Raw genomic sequence first — 16,911 nt, 5'->3', positions numbered from 1 at the left:
TATACAAAAATGAAAAGATATATATACCTTGCACTCTCGTTAGTAGCACTAACGGCGTGCAGTTTAGATAAAGACCCTATTTCGGAGTTCAACGAGAAAAATACAACTGCGGAGGGCAAAAGCTCTTCTGCTATAGAAACTAAAGCACAAATGCAAACCCGCTACGAGGCTATCTATGCTTTCGTACGAGGTAGTGCGCAAGAGTTCTGGACGTTAGACTTCCTACAAAATACCGAAACTCGTGCCGATAACGCTTATGCAGGTACTTCTGGCGTCGAGATTACTTCTATAGAACAGAACAGCCAAGATGCATCTAACGGAAATATCAAACGTGATTGGCAAAAATACTTAGAAGGTATCAACTTAGCCAATGTAGTAATTGCCAATGTAGATAAAGTGCCCGATGCCTCGCTTACAACAACTGAACGCAAACAGTGGAAAGCCGAAGCTAAAATACTCAAAGCGTGGCTCTTGTTTGATATGGTGCGCTTTTGGGGAGCAGTCCCTATTCCTCCTATTGAAGTCCCTGAAATATCATCTGAAAATGTAGAAGAAACCTACAAATTGCTCTTTCCTGAACGCACTTCAGTTGCCGAGGTGTACAACATCATTCGCACCAACCTCGAGGAGGCTCTCGTCGATGCTCCTGCTGTGAAGACTAACGATAAGTTCTTCTTTAGTCGCGCAGTTGCCAATGCGCTTTTAGCTCACGTATATGCCGAGAAACCTATACGCGACTACAACAAAACCATTCAGTATTGCGCAGCCGTAGAAGCCGATGGCTTTACTCTCTTGCCTAATTACGCCGATTTATTTCAAATCAACGATGCTAAAACCGATGTAAAAGTGCGTAATTCTGCTGAGTCTATCTTCGAGATTACCTACTCTCAAGGCGGACAAACTTGGTTACCAGGGCTCTTCGGCTTAAACTACACCAACCCCAATAGCACTTACGACTGGGCAAAATGGGTAACCCCTTCACGCGACCTCATAGCTGCTTTCGATGCCGAAGGTGATACCGTGCGCAAAGATCAAGCTATCGTTTGGGGGCAACCTTCTTGGAAAAATTATTACCCTTCTGAACACTATCCTTTTATGTACAAAATACGTTCAGGAGGCAGTAGTATCATCAAGTTGCGTTTAGCCGATATCCTCTTGCTCAAAGCTGAAGCTTATGCCGCTTTAGGTCAAACTGCTCAGGCGGCTGCCTTAGTAAATCAAGTACGCGCAAGAGTAGGACTTGCTGCTATTTCCGCCTCTCTTTCACAAGAACAAATGAAAGCAGTCGTACTCAAAGAACGTCGCCTTGAATTGGCTTTTGAGGGCTTCCGTTGGTTCGATTTGGTGCGTAACGATAAAGCCATTGAAACAATGAACTCTCTCAACGCAAGAGATACTGGTAGACTAAAACAAACCTACCCGCTCAACGAGAACACAGTGCTTTATCCTATTCCACAAACTGAATTAGAAAACAATAAAAAACTCACCCAAAATCCTGGTTACTAATGAAATTATTCCCGTCTTTTTTACTTGTAATACTCTGGAGCATCGCTTCCTGCAGCTGCCAGAAAAAATCCAACACAGGGGAGGAACCTACTCCTCCCCCTGTTGTTGAGCCATCGGTAGGTAAAGTGAGCGTATTGCTGACTACAGCCAATCGTCAAAAAGAATTCTACAAAGAGCAAACCGACCTAAAGCTCATCAAAAACCCTAACGCATCTTATAGTATCACCCTAAAACCCACTGAAAGATTCCAAACTATCTATGGCTTCGGGGCTGCCATTACAGGTTCTACCTGTTATAACTTGATGCAGATGTCTCCCGCCGATAGAAAGGCGTTTCTCACCGAAACCTTCTCCGAAACTGAAGGCTTCGGGCAGAATTTTGTGCGTATATCCATCGGCTGTTCCGACTTTTCTCTAAGTGAATACACTCTTTGCGATACCAAGGGAATAGAGCATTTTGCCCTCACCAAAGAGGAAACGCAATACGTGATTCCTATACTCAAAGAGATTCTCGCTATCAACCCCAAAGTGCAAATCATTGGCTCTCCTTGGACACCTCCGCGCTGGATGAAGGTCAATAACCTTACCGATTTGCAACCTCATAACCAATGGACAAGCGGTCAGCTGAACCCTGCTCACTATCAGGATTATGCGCTCTATTTCGCCAAATGGTTGCAAGCGATGAAAGACAATAGCCTGAACGTCAATGCCATTACTATACAAAACGAACCTCTCAACAGAGGCAACTCAGCTTCTATGTATATGGGATGGGACGAACAGCTTGCCTTTATCAAAAACGCCTTAGGTAAAACCCTGCGCAACAAAGGCTTTGCTGAGGTTAAAATCTACCTCTTCGACCATAATTACAACTACGATAATAAGCCTTCACAACAGCAATACCCCTTGCATATCTATAAAGATGCCGATGCCTCTCAGTACGTTGCGGGGGCTGCTTACCATAACTACGGGGGAAATCCTAACGAATTGAGCAACATTCATAACCAATACCCCAATAAAGAACTCATTTTCACCGAAAGCTCCATAGGTGCTTGGAACGATGGTCGCAATCTTGAACGCCGTCTCACCGAAGATATGCAAGAGCTCGGTATCAAAACCCTCAACAATCATTGCAAGGCGGTGATAGTGTGGAATTTAATGCTCGACGAACACGGAGCGCCCAATCGTGAAGGCGGTTGCAAAACTTGTTTTGGTGCGGTCGATATCCAAACATCCGATTATAAAACGATGCGTCGCAACTCGCATTACTACGTGATAGGTCACCTTTCGGCGGTCATCAAGCAGGGAGCGACCCGCATAGGTGTTGAAAAAACTACCGACGACAACGTGCAATGTACCGCATTCGAGAACCCTGACGGTTCTTTGGCTTGTGTGTTGCTGAATAAAAAGAAAGAAGCAACCTATCTGACCCTAAGCACCGGCAAGCACTATTTCTCTTATGAAGTACCCGCCAATAGTGTGGTATCTTTTTTGATACCTAAAATATAAACAGAAATTGTAAACTTTGCCAAAGCTCGTAGCACGAGAGGCTATAATAACTTTGGCAAAGTTGAACATCAACAAATTAATTAAGCGAATGAAAAGAATATTACTGTTGTTATTCCTATTAGTAACAACCTTTGCGAGTGCGCAAACCGCAACCCCTACAACCCTTATCAAAACCGTTATTCCGTTTGAACAACGCGACGAAACTTCTTGGATTACCCGTTATCAAGGCGATATCAATCGTTATCAGAAGGAGAATAAACGCTTAAAAGACCTCTCTTGCGACGTACTCTTTCTGGGGAGTTCGTCTATCAATCTGTGGGATACTATCTACGAAGATTTCGCCCCACTGAAACTCATTCGTCGTTCCTACGGAGGGGCTACCTTACGCGATATGATTTACAATTACAACACTATTGCCAAAGGCTATACCCCTAAAAGCATTTTGCTATACGTGGAAAACGATTTGGGCAATCATAAGGAAGGTGTAAATGCTGTGAAGTGTTTTGACCTGTTCCGTATATTTATCGACAAGCTCAAAAAAGACTACCCCAATACGCCTCTGATTGTGGTATCGCTAAAACCCTCACAACACAAAGCCGACCAGCTGAAAGACCAGCTATTGGTAAACGCTCTTTTAGAGGAAAATGCCACCGCACAAGGCTATACTTATGTAGATATTACCAAAGTAATGTACGATGAAGCGGGTAATCTTCGCACTGATATCTTTAAAGAAGACAACCTACATATGAATGCCGAAGGTTATAAGCTCTGGACAGCCATTCTCAAACCGCTTCTTATTAAAAAAGTGAGAGGAGAATAAATTAGCAAGTTAACAGATTAACAGATTTGTAAATGAAGAGTGAGACGTATATTAGGAGATATAGAACTTTTAGACTGCTGAAAAAATGTTAAAGTATGCTAAAAGGACAAGAAAAACACAAACTTTTTTAGGAGGTACTCATTTTTTACCTTAAATAACTAAAATACTAATAATCATTTTATTACATTACTTTTTGTGTTTTACTTTTCAGCCACTTTGGACGAACCTAAAGCGAACCTAAGGCGAAGGTAAGGCGAAGCTAAACCGAAGATAAGGCGTTACTAAACTGAAAATCAATTGGCTAAAAAGGGGTATGAAAATCTGAAGAAAATATGTTAAAAATTAGTTTTTGACGAAAAAAAACGCAAAAATATTATCTCTGAAAAAAAATGAAATTTGTTTTATTGAGAGGTAGTATTTTTATTTGCTCAATTCTAAGAACACTAACAACTAAAAATGACTAATATGAAAAATATAAAAACTTTACTGCTTTGCTGTGTCGTAGGTACGCTCTCAGCCCAGCAAACGCCTGTTTATTTAGACGCTTCACAACCCATTGAGAAGCGTATAGACGATGCCCTCTCGCGAATGACTTTAGAGGAAAAAGTAGCTATGTGCCACGCTCAATCTAAGTTCAGTTCACCTGGCGTGCCCCGTTTGGGTATCCCCGAAAACTGGATGACCGATGGTCCTCACGGCATACGCCCCGAAGTACTCTGGGACGAGTGGAATCAAGCAGGATGGACAAATGATAAATGTACCGCTTTCCCCGCTCTCACTTGCCTTGCTGCCACGTGGAATCCCGCTCTCAGCAAAGCCTACGGAAAAGCCATAGGCGAAGAAGCCCGCTATCGCAACAAAAACGTACTCTTAGGTCCTGGGGTGAACATCTACCGCATTCCTCTCAACGGTCGCAATTTCGAGTATATGGGTGAAGACCCTTATTTGGCATCCAAAATGGTCGTGCCTTATGTACAAGGCGTGCAAGCCAATGGCGTTGCCGCTTGTGTGAAGCACTATGCGCTTAACAATCAAGAAATCAACCGCCATACCGTGAATGTAAAGGTAGACGACCGCGCCTTGTATGAGATTTACCTCCCCGCTTTCAAAGCCGCTGTGCAAGAGGGAAAAGCGTGGAGCATAATGGGGTCTTATAACAAATATAAAGACCAATGGGCTTGCCAAAACCAATACCTATTACAAGATATCTTGCGCAAAGAATGGGGCTTCGACGGTGCCGTAGTATCCGATTGGGGTGGAGTGAACAACACCGATGGTGCTGCCCTCCACGGATTGGATATGGAATTTGGTACTTGGACTGACGGAATGGCTGAAAACCGCTCGAATGCTTACGACCATTACTTCCTTGCGCAACCTTTTCTCGAAAAACTGAAATCGGGGGAAATAAAAGAAGAAGTAGTGAATGAAAAGGTGCGCAATATCCTCCGACTTGTATTCCGCACCAATATGGCAGCCAATCGACCCTTTGGGTCATTCGCTTCACCAGAACACTTTGCCGTCGCTCGCAAGATAGGGCAAGAAGGCATCGTACTGCTCAAAAACGATAAAAATATATTGCCTATCGACGTTAAAAAGGCAAAAACCATAGCCGTAATAGGCGAGAATGCTATTAAAATGATGACCGTAGGTGGAGGAAGTTCCTCACTTAAAGCCGTTCACGAGATACTCCCCTTAGACGGAATCAAAAACCGCATAAGCAATACTGCCAAAGTGCTCTATGCACGTGGCTATGCTAGCGATGATTACAAAGACCAAGACGGGCTTGCTGCCAACGACATCACCGATAAACGTCCGGCGCAAGAACTCCTTGCTGAAGCCGTAAAAACCGCTAAACAAGCTGATGTCGTTATCTTTATAGGCGGACTCAACAAACACGACGGTCAGGATTGCGAAGGTAACGATCGCAAACAATACGGCTTACCTTACGGACAAGATGCCGTGATTGAGGCTTTGGCAAAAGCCAATAAAACCTTGGCAGTAGTACTCATTTCGGGTAATGCAATGGCGATGCCTTGGGTGAAAAGCGTACCCGCTATCGTACAAGATTGGTATTTAGGTTCTGAAGCAGGCAACTCTCTCGCCGATGTACTCTTCGGTGATGTGAACCCCTCAGGGAAATTGCCTTTCACTTTCCCAGTGCGTTTGGAGGACAATGGCGCAATAGCCTTAGGTGAATACCCAGGTGGTAAAGAGGTTACCTACCTCGAAGGCATTTTGGTAGGCTACCGCTACGCCGATACCAAAGGGATAAAACCGCTATTCCCTTTCGGTCACGGACTCTCCTACACTACTTTCAAATACGGAAAACTCACCGCCAATAAGAAGACCACCAACGGCGATATCAGCTTCTCGGTAACAGTACAGAACACCGGCAAACGCGATGGCGCTGAAGTAGTACAACTCTATTTGCACGACGAAGAAGCCTCAGTGTTACGTCCGTATAAAGAACTCAAAGGTTTTGAGAAAGTATTCTTGAAGGCAGGAGAAACCAAAACCATAACTTTCCACATCACCAAGCAAGACCTTTCCTTCTTTGACCCCAACCAACACGCTTGGGTAGCCGAAAAAGGAACTTTTAAAGCGTTAGTAGGCACCTCTTCTGGCGACATTAAAAGCACAGTAGATTTCACCTTAGAATAAATATTTTTTACTTTTCATATGAAAAAAGCTTGAAGTCTTGTAGACTTCAAGCTTTTTTGCTTAAAGGAGCTTCCTCCACTTTGCCAAAGTTGAATTGACGACAACATTTTTTCATCATTTATCATTTATCATTCGCAATTGTTTTTTATCTTTGCCACATTATTAAGTGTCTATAATGAAGAAAAACATACTCCTCGCCCTGCTTTCAGGGGCTTTACTCGCCTGTGCGTGGGTAACTTACGGCATTACTGCCCTTATATTCATTGCCTTAGTACCTCTCTTACTAATGGAAGCGCGCATTAGGCGTGATTACCAGCATACGAAACGCAAGGTGTTTGCACTATCTTATTTGGCTTTTCTCACTTGGAATATCCCTACCACCTGGTGGATATGGTACTCTACCCAAATAGGAGCAATTTTTGCTATTTTGGCAAACACTCTCTTGATGACACTCACTTTCTTCCTCTACCATATCGTAGCGAAACGTATGAACCGCAAAGTGTCGCTCGTTTTCTTAGTAGCGATATGGCTCTCTTTTGAGAAATTCCACCTCACGTGGGACGTCTCTTGGCCTTGGCTGAACTTAGGAAACGTTTTTTCCGAACAAGTTACGTGGATACAGTGGTACGAATATACGGGCACTTTCGGGGGCTCACTATGGGTATGGCTTGTGAATATCGTACTTTTTATAGGCTTAACTGATTATCTTTCTACTAAAAACCGTAAAGCATTTGCTCGAAAAGTGGGGGTGGCAATGCTCTTTTTTGCTATTCCTGTGGTGATTTCGTATTTCCAGTATATCAATTATAGCGAAGCAGGCAAAAAGACAATCAATGCTATTGTTTTACAACCTAATATTGATCCTTATCAAGAAAAATACGCACTTTCCAATCAAGAAGTAGGTAGGCTCTTGGTACAACTTGCCACTGAAAATATAGACAACCAAGTGAATTTTATCATCACTCCCGAAACGGTTTTTGCTGAGAACATTAAGTTACAAGATTTACCTGTTTCGTGGGAAGTATCTATTTTGCGTACTTTACTCAGTCACTATCCTAATGTAAACTGGATAGCAGGAGCTTCTATGATTGAGTTTGTAAGAGACAAAGCCCAGACAACCTCACAAAGCAACTACTTGCCCGACTATGGTTTTTGGTACAACGATTACAATTCGGCTTTCTTGCTCAATCGCAATGCCGAAGTACCACTGTATCACAAGAGCAAACTGGTGGTAGCAGTGGAAAATTTCCCTTATCAGCAGGTGCTAAAACCTATTTTAGGCGAAACCCTTATCAACCTTGGCGGTACGGTAGCCCTGAAAACTACCCAGCCTGAACGCACTGCCTTTGCAGGAGTAGACACCGAGGGCAAGGCAGCACCTATCATTTGCTATGAGACTATCTATGGTGAGTTTGTAACGGGCTATATTAAGAAAGGGGCTAACTTCTTGGCTATCCTTACCAACGATGCGTGGTGGCGCGATACGCAGGGTTACAAACAGCTACTCAGTTACACCCGCTTGCGTGCGATTGAAACCCGTCGCAGCGTAGCCCGCAGTGCTAATACAGGCGTTTCCGCTTTTATCAATGGTAGGGGAGATATACTCAAAACTCTTCCTTACGGCACCCGAGGTAGTTTGAAAGGTACCATCGCCTTAAACGACGAACTCACATTTTACGTTCAAATGGGCGACTACATCGCTCGCATTGCGTATTTCTTGGCGTTTTTTGTATTCTTGTATGCGGTATTGAGGAAACGTGAAAAAGGTCGTAGCACGACGGGCAACTAAAAATTTTGGCAAAGTTGAATACCTCTATTTGCATCACTTTTCTAACGACTAAAAAACTAACGAGTAAATCGTATGGAACACTACATTTCAAACGAAGTCCTTCTGCTTGAGCAACTAACCGCTATTATAGAAGGCGATACACAACTGAAACTCTCAGAAGAAGCGGTAATTAATATCGAAACTTGTCACCGTTTTCTCAGTGATTATCTCCAAAAAGACCCCAAAGCTCTGAACAAGCTCTCGGTAGACTCTATGTCCCTCTTGCGGCATTATGCTTGTGGCATAGGTGAGCGCATTCCTAACGAGATTGTTAAGCTGATGCTTTTCCTGAAAATACAATCCTTCTCCTACGGCTATAGTGGGGTACGATTAGCTTTGGTACAACGTCTCATCGACTTTTATAATCACGGGGTCTTCCCTGTAGTTTATTCCAAAGATATCCCCGATGAACGCATTGCCTTAGCACACCTTGCCTTGCCTCTGTTTGGTGAAGGCGAAGTGTGCATACAGCACAAAGTCTATTCGGCTCAAGAGTTAGAAGGCAAATACGGTTGGCAACCTCTATCGTCAGAAGGACGCGAAGCTGATGCTCTGCTGAATGGTACCCAGCTCACCACCGCTTATGGCATCTACAACCTTAGCAAATCACTCAAACTTATTCAGTGGGCTGATTTTGTAGCATCGGTTTCCACACAAGTATTTGGAGGCAACCTCTCGGCATTCTCGGAAGCAATGCAAGTGGTACGTCCGCACAAAGGACTTGTAGAAACTGCCGAACATCTTCGTATGCTTCTGAAAGACAGTGTCCTCTCTGAGCACCCACAAGCCTTCTCGTCTATGCCCGAAGCTTTTTGCTCTATCCCTCAAATACACGGAGCCGTCCGAGAGTCGATTGCGGCTATTCGTAAGGTAATTAAAACCGAGATGAACTCAGTTACCGATAACCCTATTCTCTTCCCCGAAACTCAAGAAGTTATCTTCGGAGGTAATTCACATACTCTGCCTCTCTCATTAGCAATGGACTTTTTGGCGATTACCCTCACCAGCTTGGGCAATATCAGCGAGCGACGCGTGTTCTACTTGCTTTCTAATATCGGTAAAGAGATAGAAACTGAAATAGATTATCCTATTTTTCAGCGTATCATAGAAGGAATATTGAACGAAAACCGTCGTCTTTCCACTCCTGCAAGCATCGAGAGTCCAATTTTATTTGAAAAAACAATAGACATTAAAGGAATGGGAGGTAGTTCGGCTATTAAATGCGAGCAAGTAGTGAAGAATATAGAAGAAATATTGGCTATTGAACTCATTTTGGCTACTTCACTGTGGAAAAAGAAACAATTTGAGCATCATTCAGCTTTATTTAAGGAATATCTCTCTTTTATGGCAGAAGAGGAAGTAACTACCCTCAAGAAGCAAATAGAGCACACAATAAGGTTTTTTGAAATGAACAATGAATAATTGATAATTAATTCATATCTTTGGGGCAAAATTGTTCAATTTTTAATTATTAAAAGTTATGTTGAAATTACAAACTGTTCTTTCTTTGGTATTATCGATGTTTGCCTTTCATATATTTGCACAAGACGGAAAACCTAATAACTTGACGATGTTTGTAGGCACTTATACCGAAGGAGGCAATTCTAAAGGTATTTATACCTACCGTTTTAATCAGGAGAATGGAACTTTCGAACTGCTGAGCAGTGCTACCGCTGCCAATCCTTCTTTCTTGACGTTATCCCCCGATGGGAAACATCTGTACGCAGTAAGCGAATATAACGACGGACGACAAGGAGCTTACTCGTTTGATTTGAGTCAAGATAAAGCGCTTTTGAGTTATCCCGTTTTTCAATCCACTGTCTCTAAGGAGAGTTCTAAGGAAGAGCTGAAACAGGCGGGTGCTGACCCTTGTCATATTGTTACTGACGGTAACTATGTTATTACGGCTAATTATACAGGGGGCGACATCAGTGTTTTCCCGCTAGATGCAGAAGGTAAATTAAAAGCAGAGACACAGCATATTGCTTTTGTAGGAAAGACACCCAAGCGCGTGGCACATATCCACTGCATTATTCCCACCCCTGATAAAAAGTATATATTAGCAACTGATTTGGGCAACGACCGCGTGTATCGCTTTCGTTACAACAAGAAAGCACGTAAAAACGCTGAGGTGCTCACCGCTCAGCGAGTAGCTTATGAGGTGAGCGACGGACAAGGTCCTCGCCATCTTACGTTTAGTAAAGATGGACGTTTTGCTTATTTGATAGGCGAATTGGGTGGAGAGTGTGTAGTGCTCGGCTATCGCAAAGGTAAGATGAAAGAAGTACAGCGTATAATGGCTGATGAAGGTGGCGGGCGTGGTAGTGCCGATATACATATCAGTCCCGATGGGCGTTTTCTGTACACCTCTCACCGATTAAAGAAAGACGGTATTGCAATTTTTGCTATTGACCCTGAGAAAGGTACTTTAACCAAAATAGGCTACCAACTCACAGGTATTCACCCCCGCAATTTTGCTATTACTCCTAATGGTAAATACCTTTTAGTAGCTTGCCGAGATGATAATAAAATTCAGATTTTTCAACGTGATGAAGAAACTGGCGAACTGACTGAAACGCCAGAAGAGATTGAGATAGATAAACCTACTTGTATTGTGTTTGCAAAATTGAACTAAAATAAGTACTTTTGTCGTACTATTAATTATCAATTGTTTATGACCGACTTAGAAATCGCCCAAAAGGCACAGATGCTCCCTATCAGAGAGGTAGCTAAAAAATTAAACATCAGTGAGGACGACCTCGACCCTTACGGGAAATACAAGGCGAAACTACCGTTGCACCTCATCGACGCTGAGAAGATGAAAAACAGTAAGTTGGTGCTCGTTACGGCTATTACCCCTACCCCTGCGGGTGAGGGCAAGACCACGGTGAGCATTGGTCTGACGGAAGGGCTTAACAAAATAGGCAAAAAAGCGATTGCCGTATTGCGTGAACCATCGTTAGGTCCTGTTTTTGGTATCAAAGGAGGGGCAGCTGGTGGAGGATACTCACAAGTGGTACCTATGGAGGACATCAACTTGCATTTTACAGGCGACTTTTCGGCTATTGAGAAGGCTAACAACCTATTGGCGGCTGTCATTGATAATAATATCCAAAGCAAAACACACTCTATTGGCATCGACCCACGCACCGTAGTTTGGAAGCGCGTAATGGATATGAACGACCGTGCCCTACGCCATATAGTGGTAGGTTTAGGCGGTGCTACTCACGGAGTACCTCGCGAAGACGGTTTTAACATCACTCCTGCTTCTGAGATTATGGCAATACTATGTCTTGCCGAAAGTTTTTCTGACCTGAAAAAACGTATTGGCAACATCTATGTAGGCAAGAAATTTGACGGCACACCTGTATTTGCGCGCGACTTGAAGGTGGTAGGGGCTATGGCGCTTTTGCTCAAAGAAGCCATCAAGCCTAACCTTGTGCAAACGCTTGAAAACAATCCTGCTATCTTGCACGGAGGCCCGTTTGCTAGCATTGCGCAAGGTACAAACACTGTTTTGGCTACCAAAATGGGATTATCGTTAGGTGAGTACGTAATTACCGAAGCAGGTTTTGGCGCTGACCTTGGGGCTGAGAAATTCCTCAATATCAAATGTACTTCAGCAGGATTAGCTCCCGATGCAGTGGTGATTGTAGCAACTATCCGCGCCTTGCGTCATCACGGAGGGGCTAAAAAAGAAGAATACAACACTCCTTCCTTGCAAAAAGTGAAACTCGGTATTGCCAATTTGGAAAAACACATCGAGAATGTGCAACTTTTTGGTCTCAAAGCAGTAGTAGCGATTAACTATTTCCCTAACGATAGTGAAGAAGAGATTGCCTATGTAAAAGAAGTATGTGCTCAAAAAGGGGTAGAAGCTATTGTAAGTAAAGGGTTTAGTGAAGGAGGTAAAGGTACCGAAGAACTTGCTCGCGCTGTCGTGGCTATAGCCCAAAGTGGTGAGAGTCATTTTAGTCCGCTATACAGCAATGAAGCGAGTATAGAAGAGAAAATAACAGCAGTAGCTACTAAGATTTACGGAGCGAGCAAGGTGAATTACAACAGTAAAGCCGTAAGTCAGTTGAAACAAATCAAAACATTAGGCTTTGATAAAATGCCTATTTGTATAGTGAAGACGCCTAAATCGCTCAGTGATGACGAGAAGAAACTCGCCCGTCCTACCGATTTTGAGGTAACCGTGCGAGAGTTTGAGTTTGCCTCAGGGGCGGGCTTTGTAATCCCAATCTTGGGCGATACTGTGCGTATGCCGGGACTCCCTAGTGTGCCTGCCGCCGAAGGTATGGATATAGATGACGAGGGAGTTATCACAGGACTCTCTTAAAAGGTAAAAAGAGCTTGTTCGGAAAGTTTTGCTTTGAAGAGTCTTTACAAAATTCCCCTACGAATGTAACGAAAATATGATTGATTAAGTTAGTTTTCAACTTTGCCAAAATTTAAAACTTTGGCAAAGTTTGCGATGCAAAGCCAGCGAATACTTGTAGCTGGGTATGTGACGATTTTTAGACTTTTTGGACACTCTTTACTCAGCTTGTACTCATACTACACTTAAAACGGATAATTGATACCGAAGTTGAACACGGTTTCTTTGATTCTGAATTTCTTTATCCAGCGGTTGCTCATTTCTTCGGCAGGGTCATATGTAGGTATACCCATATCAAGGCGAATTACAAAGAAGTTGAAGTCGTAACGCAACCCAAATCCGGTACTTAACCCCACATCTTTTAATGAAGAAAGGTCTTTAAACTTGTATTCTTCAAAACGAGTATTATCGGCTACGTTCCAGATATTTCCCACATCGGTGAAGAGGGCGCCTTTCAGTGCCCCTAAGATAGGGAAACGATATTCGAGATTGAGCGTAATCTTCATATTGGCTTCGTTGTAATCTAAAATCGAACCACTTGAACCAGGTCCTAAACGATAGGCTTTAAAACCACGGTTATCGGTAGTACCTCCGGCAAAGTAGCTTTGTGAAAACGGAATATTATCGGAGTTACCATAAGGGATAGCTATCCCTAAGAAGGAACGGAATGCTAATGAACTCTGTTTGGCTATGGGGAAGTGCTTGATAAAATCGACCTCAGCTTTGGCATATTGAGCGTATTCTACCCCAAAAATCTTATTCTTAGTACTACCTTCGGTATTGACCACTTTATAAGTAGCTGTCAAAGCATTGAGCAAACTCCCCGCTCCTTCTATCTTGAAACGCAATTGTGAGAAGTTGCGTTCAAAAAACTGTGATTTGCTATTGATGATATAAGTAAAACTACTTGATACAATAAAGTCATTATTTGTAATACGACGATAGCGTTCAGAAATAGCATATATAGGCAAAATATCTTCACCTTGAACTACCAGATTCCTTTCGAATACATCATTTATAAAGTTAAAAGTCCCCTCAGTAGGGGTAAGATTGCCTTTGTCGTCTACATATCGGCTACCTAAACTGTATTTTTTAGCAATATCGTTCAGCCTTTCATAAGTACTTTGGTAAATATTGAAGAAATTACCTGGGTTGATATTGTTTACGTATTGTACGTTTATCAAATCGAAAATGACTTTGTTCTTCTGCTTACGCGGATTCCATACATAGCGCAACAAACCCGAAGTGGTACGTTTATCGAGCCCTATATTTGTTTGGTAGCTCATACCTGTTTGCAAGATAGTTTGTGGGGTCATATAATAGGGGATGAGCTTGCGCGTATTCAGCGGGAAAACGATAGAAGGAAAGATGAAACGTATATCGCCACTGACTTCTGAGGTATTGAAAAAGCGTGTATCTTTAAGCGTAGGTTGCGAGGCAAAAGTGCCTTGTAAGTTCAGCTCTAAGGTTTCTGCTCCACGAAAGACATTGCGTGCTGCAAACGAAGTTCCTACCCCAAAACCTATCGCTTCAATCTCAGAACGCTTTACCTCATTGGTAAGTCGCAATGAAAACTTATCTAAGGACGAAAGGTAGATATTAGCATCGAGTTTATTTTGCAAGGTGTCATTGGTAGCGTATTTGAAGTCCATATTTGGGTAGCGGAAAACGCGCAGGTTGTTGAACTGTCGGTAGGTATTTCCGCGCTCTAAATCGGAGTAGATTTGTCCTTTTCTGAGGCTTGTAGCGTGGTACAACACACGTGGACGATAACGCAACTTGCCCTTGTAATAAATAATCATATTGCGGTACTCCAAAGAATCTAAAGAGCTCTTATCTACCTTGTTGTCGTAATCGGTATACAGACGTACTTTATTGATGTGGTGTACCTTATACTTCTTGGTAGTAATCACATCGCCATCGCGTTCTATAAGGTCGCCTATATCAGTAGTTACTTGCAGTTTGTTGTCTTTTTGAGCTGTAACCGTATCGCGCTCGATTTGGAAGTTGATGGAGCTTTGCTGAAAGGTATAAAAACCGTTGTTGCGAAAGAGCTCGTACAGGCGTGAACGTTCATTGCTAAAATCGGTAAGCTGGTAAGGGGCTCCTGATTTTAGGAAGGTTTTTGCCTTGTTTTGTTGGTAAACTGAATCTATTTCAGGAGAAGTGATATGCGTCTTTAAGCTATCGATATAATAGCGCTCGCCGGTAGTGATATAATAGCCCACTTTGGCTTGTTGTTTTTCTTCATTAGGGAGAATAAAGATGCTATCAGTTACTTTGTTATTGAAATAGCCTATACTTCTGAAATAAGCTCCCAACTGCTTGGTGGATTTGTGTACGCGTGCTGTATCTAATACCGATGGGGCTTCGCCTATCTTCTGCAACTGGTGATCGATGCCTGAAACGAAAAACGACTTCTGTAAGCGACCCACTTGTTTTTTAGAGAGAAAACCATCTAAAAACCTATGCCAACGAGGGTGTGTATCGAGCCATTGGACAAAATCCTTTTCGGCATTAGGGTTTCCTAAATTGTAGATATATAGACTGATAGGCATTCCTAAAACATACGAATTGGGCTTTTGTAATACAAAATTGTTTATCTTTGCATCGTCGGTCTTAGTACCATTCACATATACGAGGTTTTCACGGAGCAAATGGCGGTCGTTAGGGACACGCTTGGTAGCATCGCACGAAAAGAGAGCAATGGCTAACACGAATAACAGACTGATAACGCTTAGTTGGGAAAGAGATTTTCTCACAAGTTTTTGTTTTTAGGGCTCAATAATAAGAATTTTCAAAGAAATAAATCTCTTTTTTAGGAGAGAAATTGAACAAATTAAAAGAATCTCCCTAAAGGGAGAGAAATCGAGCAAACCACAACAAATCAAACAAAAAGCAACCATTTATTTGTTTGATTTGAATAGATTTGTTTAATTTCTAAGGTGCAAGCCTTATCATTTTTTGGCAAAAATACACAATTATTTTATGCTTAGCAAAAATCAAGTAAAATTAATTCAGAAATTACAACAGAAGAAATACCGCAATGAGCTGAATCTCTTTATAGTAGAGGGGAAAAAGAGCATTGTGGAATTTCTGCAAGCGGGTTACCGTTTAGAGTTACTTATCGCTACCGAAGTGTTTGCCACAGCGCTGAACGGTCAGCCTATTACCTTAGTGAGCAAAGAGGAACTGCGGAAGGTGAGTAGCCTTAAAAATCCCGATGAGGGCTTGGCGATTTTCCACCAACGCCAACATAAGGGCATCTTGCAAGAAGGTGTAATCCTCGCCTTAGACAACGTGCAAGACCCTGGTAATTTGGGTACGCTTATCCGCCTCTGCGATTGGTTTGGTATCGAAACGCTTATCTGCAATAGCCAAACGGTGGATTGCTACAACCCGAAAGTAGTGCAAGCCTCTATGGGTTCTCTCACAAGGGTTGCCGTACATTACGTGGATTTAGCAGGCTTCTTGGCAACTTGTGCCCTACCTTTATACGCAATGGACTTGGACGGTGAGAACCTCTACACTACCGAATTTCCCGAAGATTGTGTGCTAATCTTAGGCAACGAAGCTAACGGTATTAGCCCCGAAATACGCGCCTTGGCTAATGGCATTATCACCATTCCGCGTTTTGGCAAACTGCAACAGACGGAAAGTTTAAATGTGGCAATGGCGGGAGCGATAGTGGTGAGCCAGGTAAGAAAATTGGATAATTAGAAAATGAGAAAATGAGAGAATTAGAAAATGGGGTAAATGCCAATAATGCCAAAAATACCAGAAATGTCAATAATACCACCAAGGGGAATGGACGGGTCGGACAGGTCAGAGAAGGGGTCAGAGGATTCGAAAAGAAACGGAGGAGTTCGGAAGAGGATAGGGAGAGGTTTTGGTAAAAAAAGGCTGTAAGATGGGTGGAGTCTTAGCTTATAGGGAGCTTATAGGAAGCTTATACGAATCTTGGAAGATTGGTATAGAAAGGGTGTGAATCTTGGACGATTGGTATGGGAAGGGTATATAAGTAGTTGACTCATAATATAATACAACGATGCAAAAAACGGTGAAAACGGGGTTTCGAGGCGAAAGAAAGGGAATAGACAATAGGACTTAGGCCATAGGCACTAGGGGGGAGTATGACGGTAAAGGGAGAGAATGACGAATGACGAAAGACGAAAAAGGGGGAATGTGACGAGTCATTTATTCGGTAAGC

Annotated in this window: 10 protein-coding genes; 9 read left to right on the top strand and 1 reads right to left on the bottom strand. The window is 42.7% G+C overall.

Annotation, left to right across the window (positions count from 1 at the left end; all coding sequences use genetic code 11):
• Window positions 1-9: 9 nt before the first annotated feature.
• The 8 genes from HMPREF9078_RS11025 to HMPREF9078_RS10990 all read left to right on the top strand — a co-directional run bounded on the left by HMPREF9078_RS11025 (window position 10) and on the right by HMPREF9078_RS10990 (window position 12,662).
• Window positions 10-1,506 (top strand): RagB/SusD family nutrient uptake outer membrane protein, encoded by a 1,497-nt coding sequence (locus HMPREF9078_RS11025; RefSeq protein WP_034543616.1) that lies wholly within the window; start codon window positions 10-12, stop codon window positions 1,504-1,506.
• On the top strand, window positions 1,506-3,011 hold the full coding sequence (locus HMPREF9078_RS11020) for a glycoside hydrolase family 30 beta sandwich domain-containing protein (RefSeq protein ID WP_009420743.1): 1,506 nt from the start codon (window positions 1,506-1,508) through the stop codon (window positions 3,009-3,011). The genes HMPREF9078_RS11025 and HMPREF9078_RS11020 overlap by 1 nt, the downstream gene beginning before the upstream one ends.
• Before the next feature lie 88 nt (window positions 3,012-3,099).
• Window positions 3,100-3,831 carry a GDSL-type esterase/lipase family protein gene (locus tag HMPREF9078_RS11015; protein ID WP_009418477.1) on the top strand — a complete coding sequence of 244 codons (732 nt, stop codon included), beginning with the start codon at window positions 3,100-3,102 and terminating at the stop codon, window positions 3,829-3,831.
• Between the two features lie 456 nt (window positions 3,832-4,287).
• Window positions 4,288-6,492: a glycoside hydrolase family 3 C-terminal domain-containing protein gene (locus tag HMPREF9078_RS11010; RefSeq protein WP_009420741.1), complete on the top strand. Its 2,205-nt coding sequence runs from the start codon at window positions 4,288-4,290 to the stop codon at window positions 6,490-6,492.
• Between the two features lie 175 nt (window positions 6,493-6,667).
• A complete protein-coding gene (gene lnt, locus HMPREF9078_RS11005; protein ID WP_009420740.1) occupies window positions 6,668-8,281 on the top strand; it encodes an apolipoprotein N-acyltransferase in 1,614 nt (537 codons plus the stop codon).
• A gap of 72 nt (window positions 8,282-8,353) precedes the next feature.
• Window positions 8,354-9,742, top strand: a complete 1,389-nt coding sequence (locus HMPREF9078_RS11000; protein ID WP_009420739.1) for an aromatic amino acid ammonia-lyase — start codon at window positions 8,354-8,356, stop codon at window positions 9,740-9,742.
• 58 nt (window positions 9,743-9,800) lie between these two features.
• Window positions 9,801-10,955, top strand: a complete 1,155-nt coding sequence (locus HMPREF9078_RS10995; RefSeq protein ID WP_009420737.1) for a lactonase family protein — start codon at window positions 9,801-9,803, stop codon at window positions 10,953-10,955.
• 39 nt (window positions 10,956-10,994) lie between these two features.
• On the top strand, window positions 10,995-12,662 hold the full coding sequence (locus HMPREF9078_RS10990; RefSeq protein WP_009420736.1) for a formate--tetrahydrofolate ligase: 1,668 nt from the start codon (window positions 10,995-10,997) through the stop codon (window positions 12,660-12,662).
• A 224-nt stretch (window positions 12,663-12,886) separates the two neighbouring features.
• On the opposite strand, the gene HMPREF9078_RS10985 is transcribed toward HMPREF9078_RS10990, so the two are convergent.
• On the bottom strand, window positions 12,887-15,463 hold the full coding sequence (locus HMPREF9078_RS10985; protein WP_034543605.1) for a BamA/TamA family outer membrane protein: 2,577 nt from the start codon (window positions 15,461-15,463) through the stop codon (window positions 12,887-12,889).
• A gap of 226 nt (window positions 15,464-15,689) precedes the next feature.
• On the opposite strand from HMPREF9078_RS10985, the gene HMPREF9078_RS10980 reads away from it, so the two are divergent.
• Window positions 15,690-16,421 carry an RNA methyltransferase gene (locus tag HMPREF9078_RS10980; RefSeq protein ID WP_009420734.1) on the top strand — a complete coding sequence of 244 codons (732 nt, stop codon included), beginning with the start codon at window positions 15,690-15,692 and terminating at the stop codon, window positions 16,419-16,421.
• The last annotated feature ends 490 nt before the right edge of the window (window positions 16,422-16,911 follow it).

This window comes from Capnocytophaga sp. oral taxon 380 str. F0488, assembly GCF_000318255.2.
Classification (GTDB): domain Bacteria; phylum Bacteroidota; class Bacteroidia; order Flavobacteriales; family Flavobacteriaceae; genus Capnocytophaga; species Capnocytophaga ochracea.
Note: the sequence above shows the minus strand (reverse complement) of the source record. Positions and strands in the feature narration are given on the sequence as shown.

What these genes read in the sequence shown, in the direction of transcription:
- HMPREF9078_RS11025 (WP_034543616.1), top strand. Translation starts at nt 10, where the DNA reads ATGAAAAGATATATATACCTTGCACTCTCGTTAGTAGCACTAACGGCG.
- HMPREF9078_RS11020 (WP_009420743.1), top strand. Translation starts at nt 1,506, where the DNA reads ATGAAATTATTCCCGTCTTTTTTACTTGTAATACTCTGGAGCATCGCT.
- HMPREF9078_RS11015 (WP_009418477.1), top strand. Translation starts at nt 3,100, where the DNA reads ATGAAAAGAATATTACTGTTGTTATTCCTATTAGTAACAACCTTTGCG.
- HMPREF9078_RS11010 (WP_009420741.1), top strand. Translation starts at nt 4,288, where the DNA reads ATGACTAATATGAAAAATATAAAAACTTTACTGCTTTGCTGTGTCGTA.
- lnt (WP_009420740.1), top strand. Translation starts at nt 6,668, where the DNA reads ATGAAGAAAAACATACTCCTCGCCCTGCTTTCAGGGGCTTTACTCGCC.
- HMPREF9078_RS11000 (WP_009420739.1), top strand. Translation starts at nt 8,354, where the DNA reads ATGGAACACTACATTTCAAACGAAGTCCTTCTGCTTGAGCAACTAACC.
- HMPREF9078_RS10995 (WP_009420737.1), top strand. Translation starts at nt 9,801, where the DNA reads ATGTTGAAATTACAAACTGTTCTTTCTTTGGTATTATCGATGTTTGCC.
- HMPREF9078_RS10990 (WP_009420736.1), top strand. Translation starts at nt 10,995, where the DNA reads ATGACCGACTTAGAAATCGCCCAAAAGGCACAGATGCTCCCTATCAGA.
- HMPREF9078_RS10980 (WP_009420734.1), top strand. Translation starts at nt 15,690, where the DNA reads ATGCTTAGCAAAAATCAAGTAAAATTAATTCAGAAATTACAACAGAAG.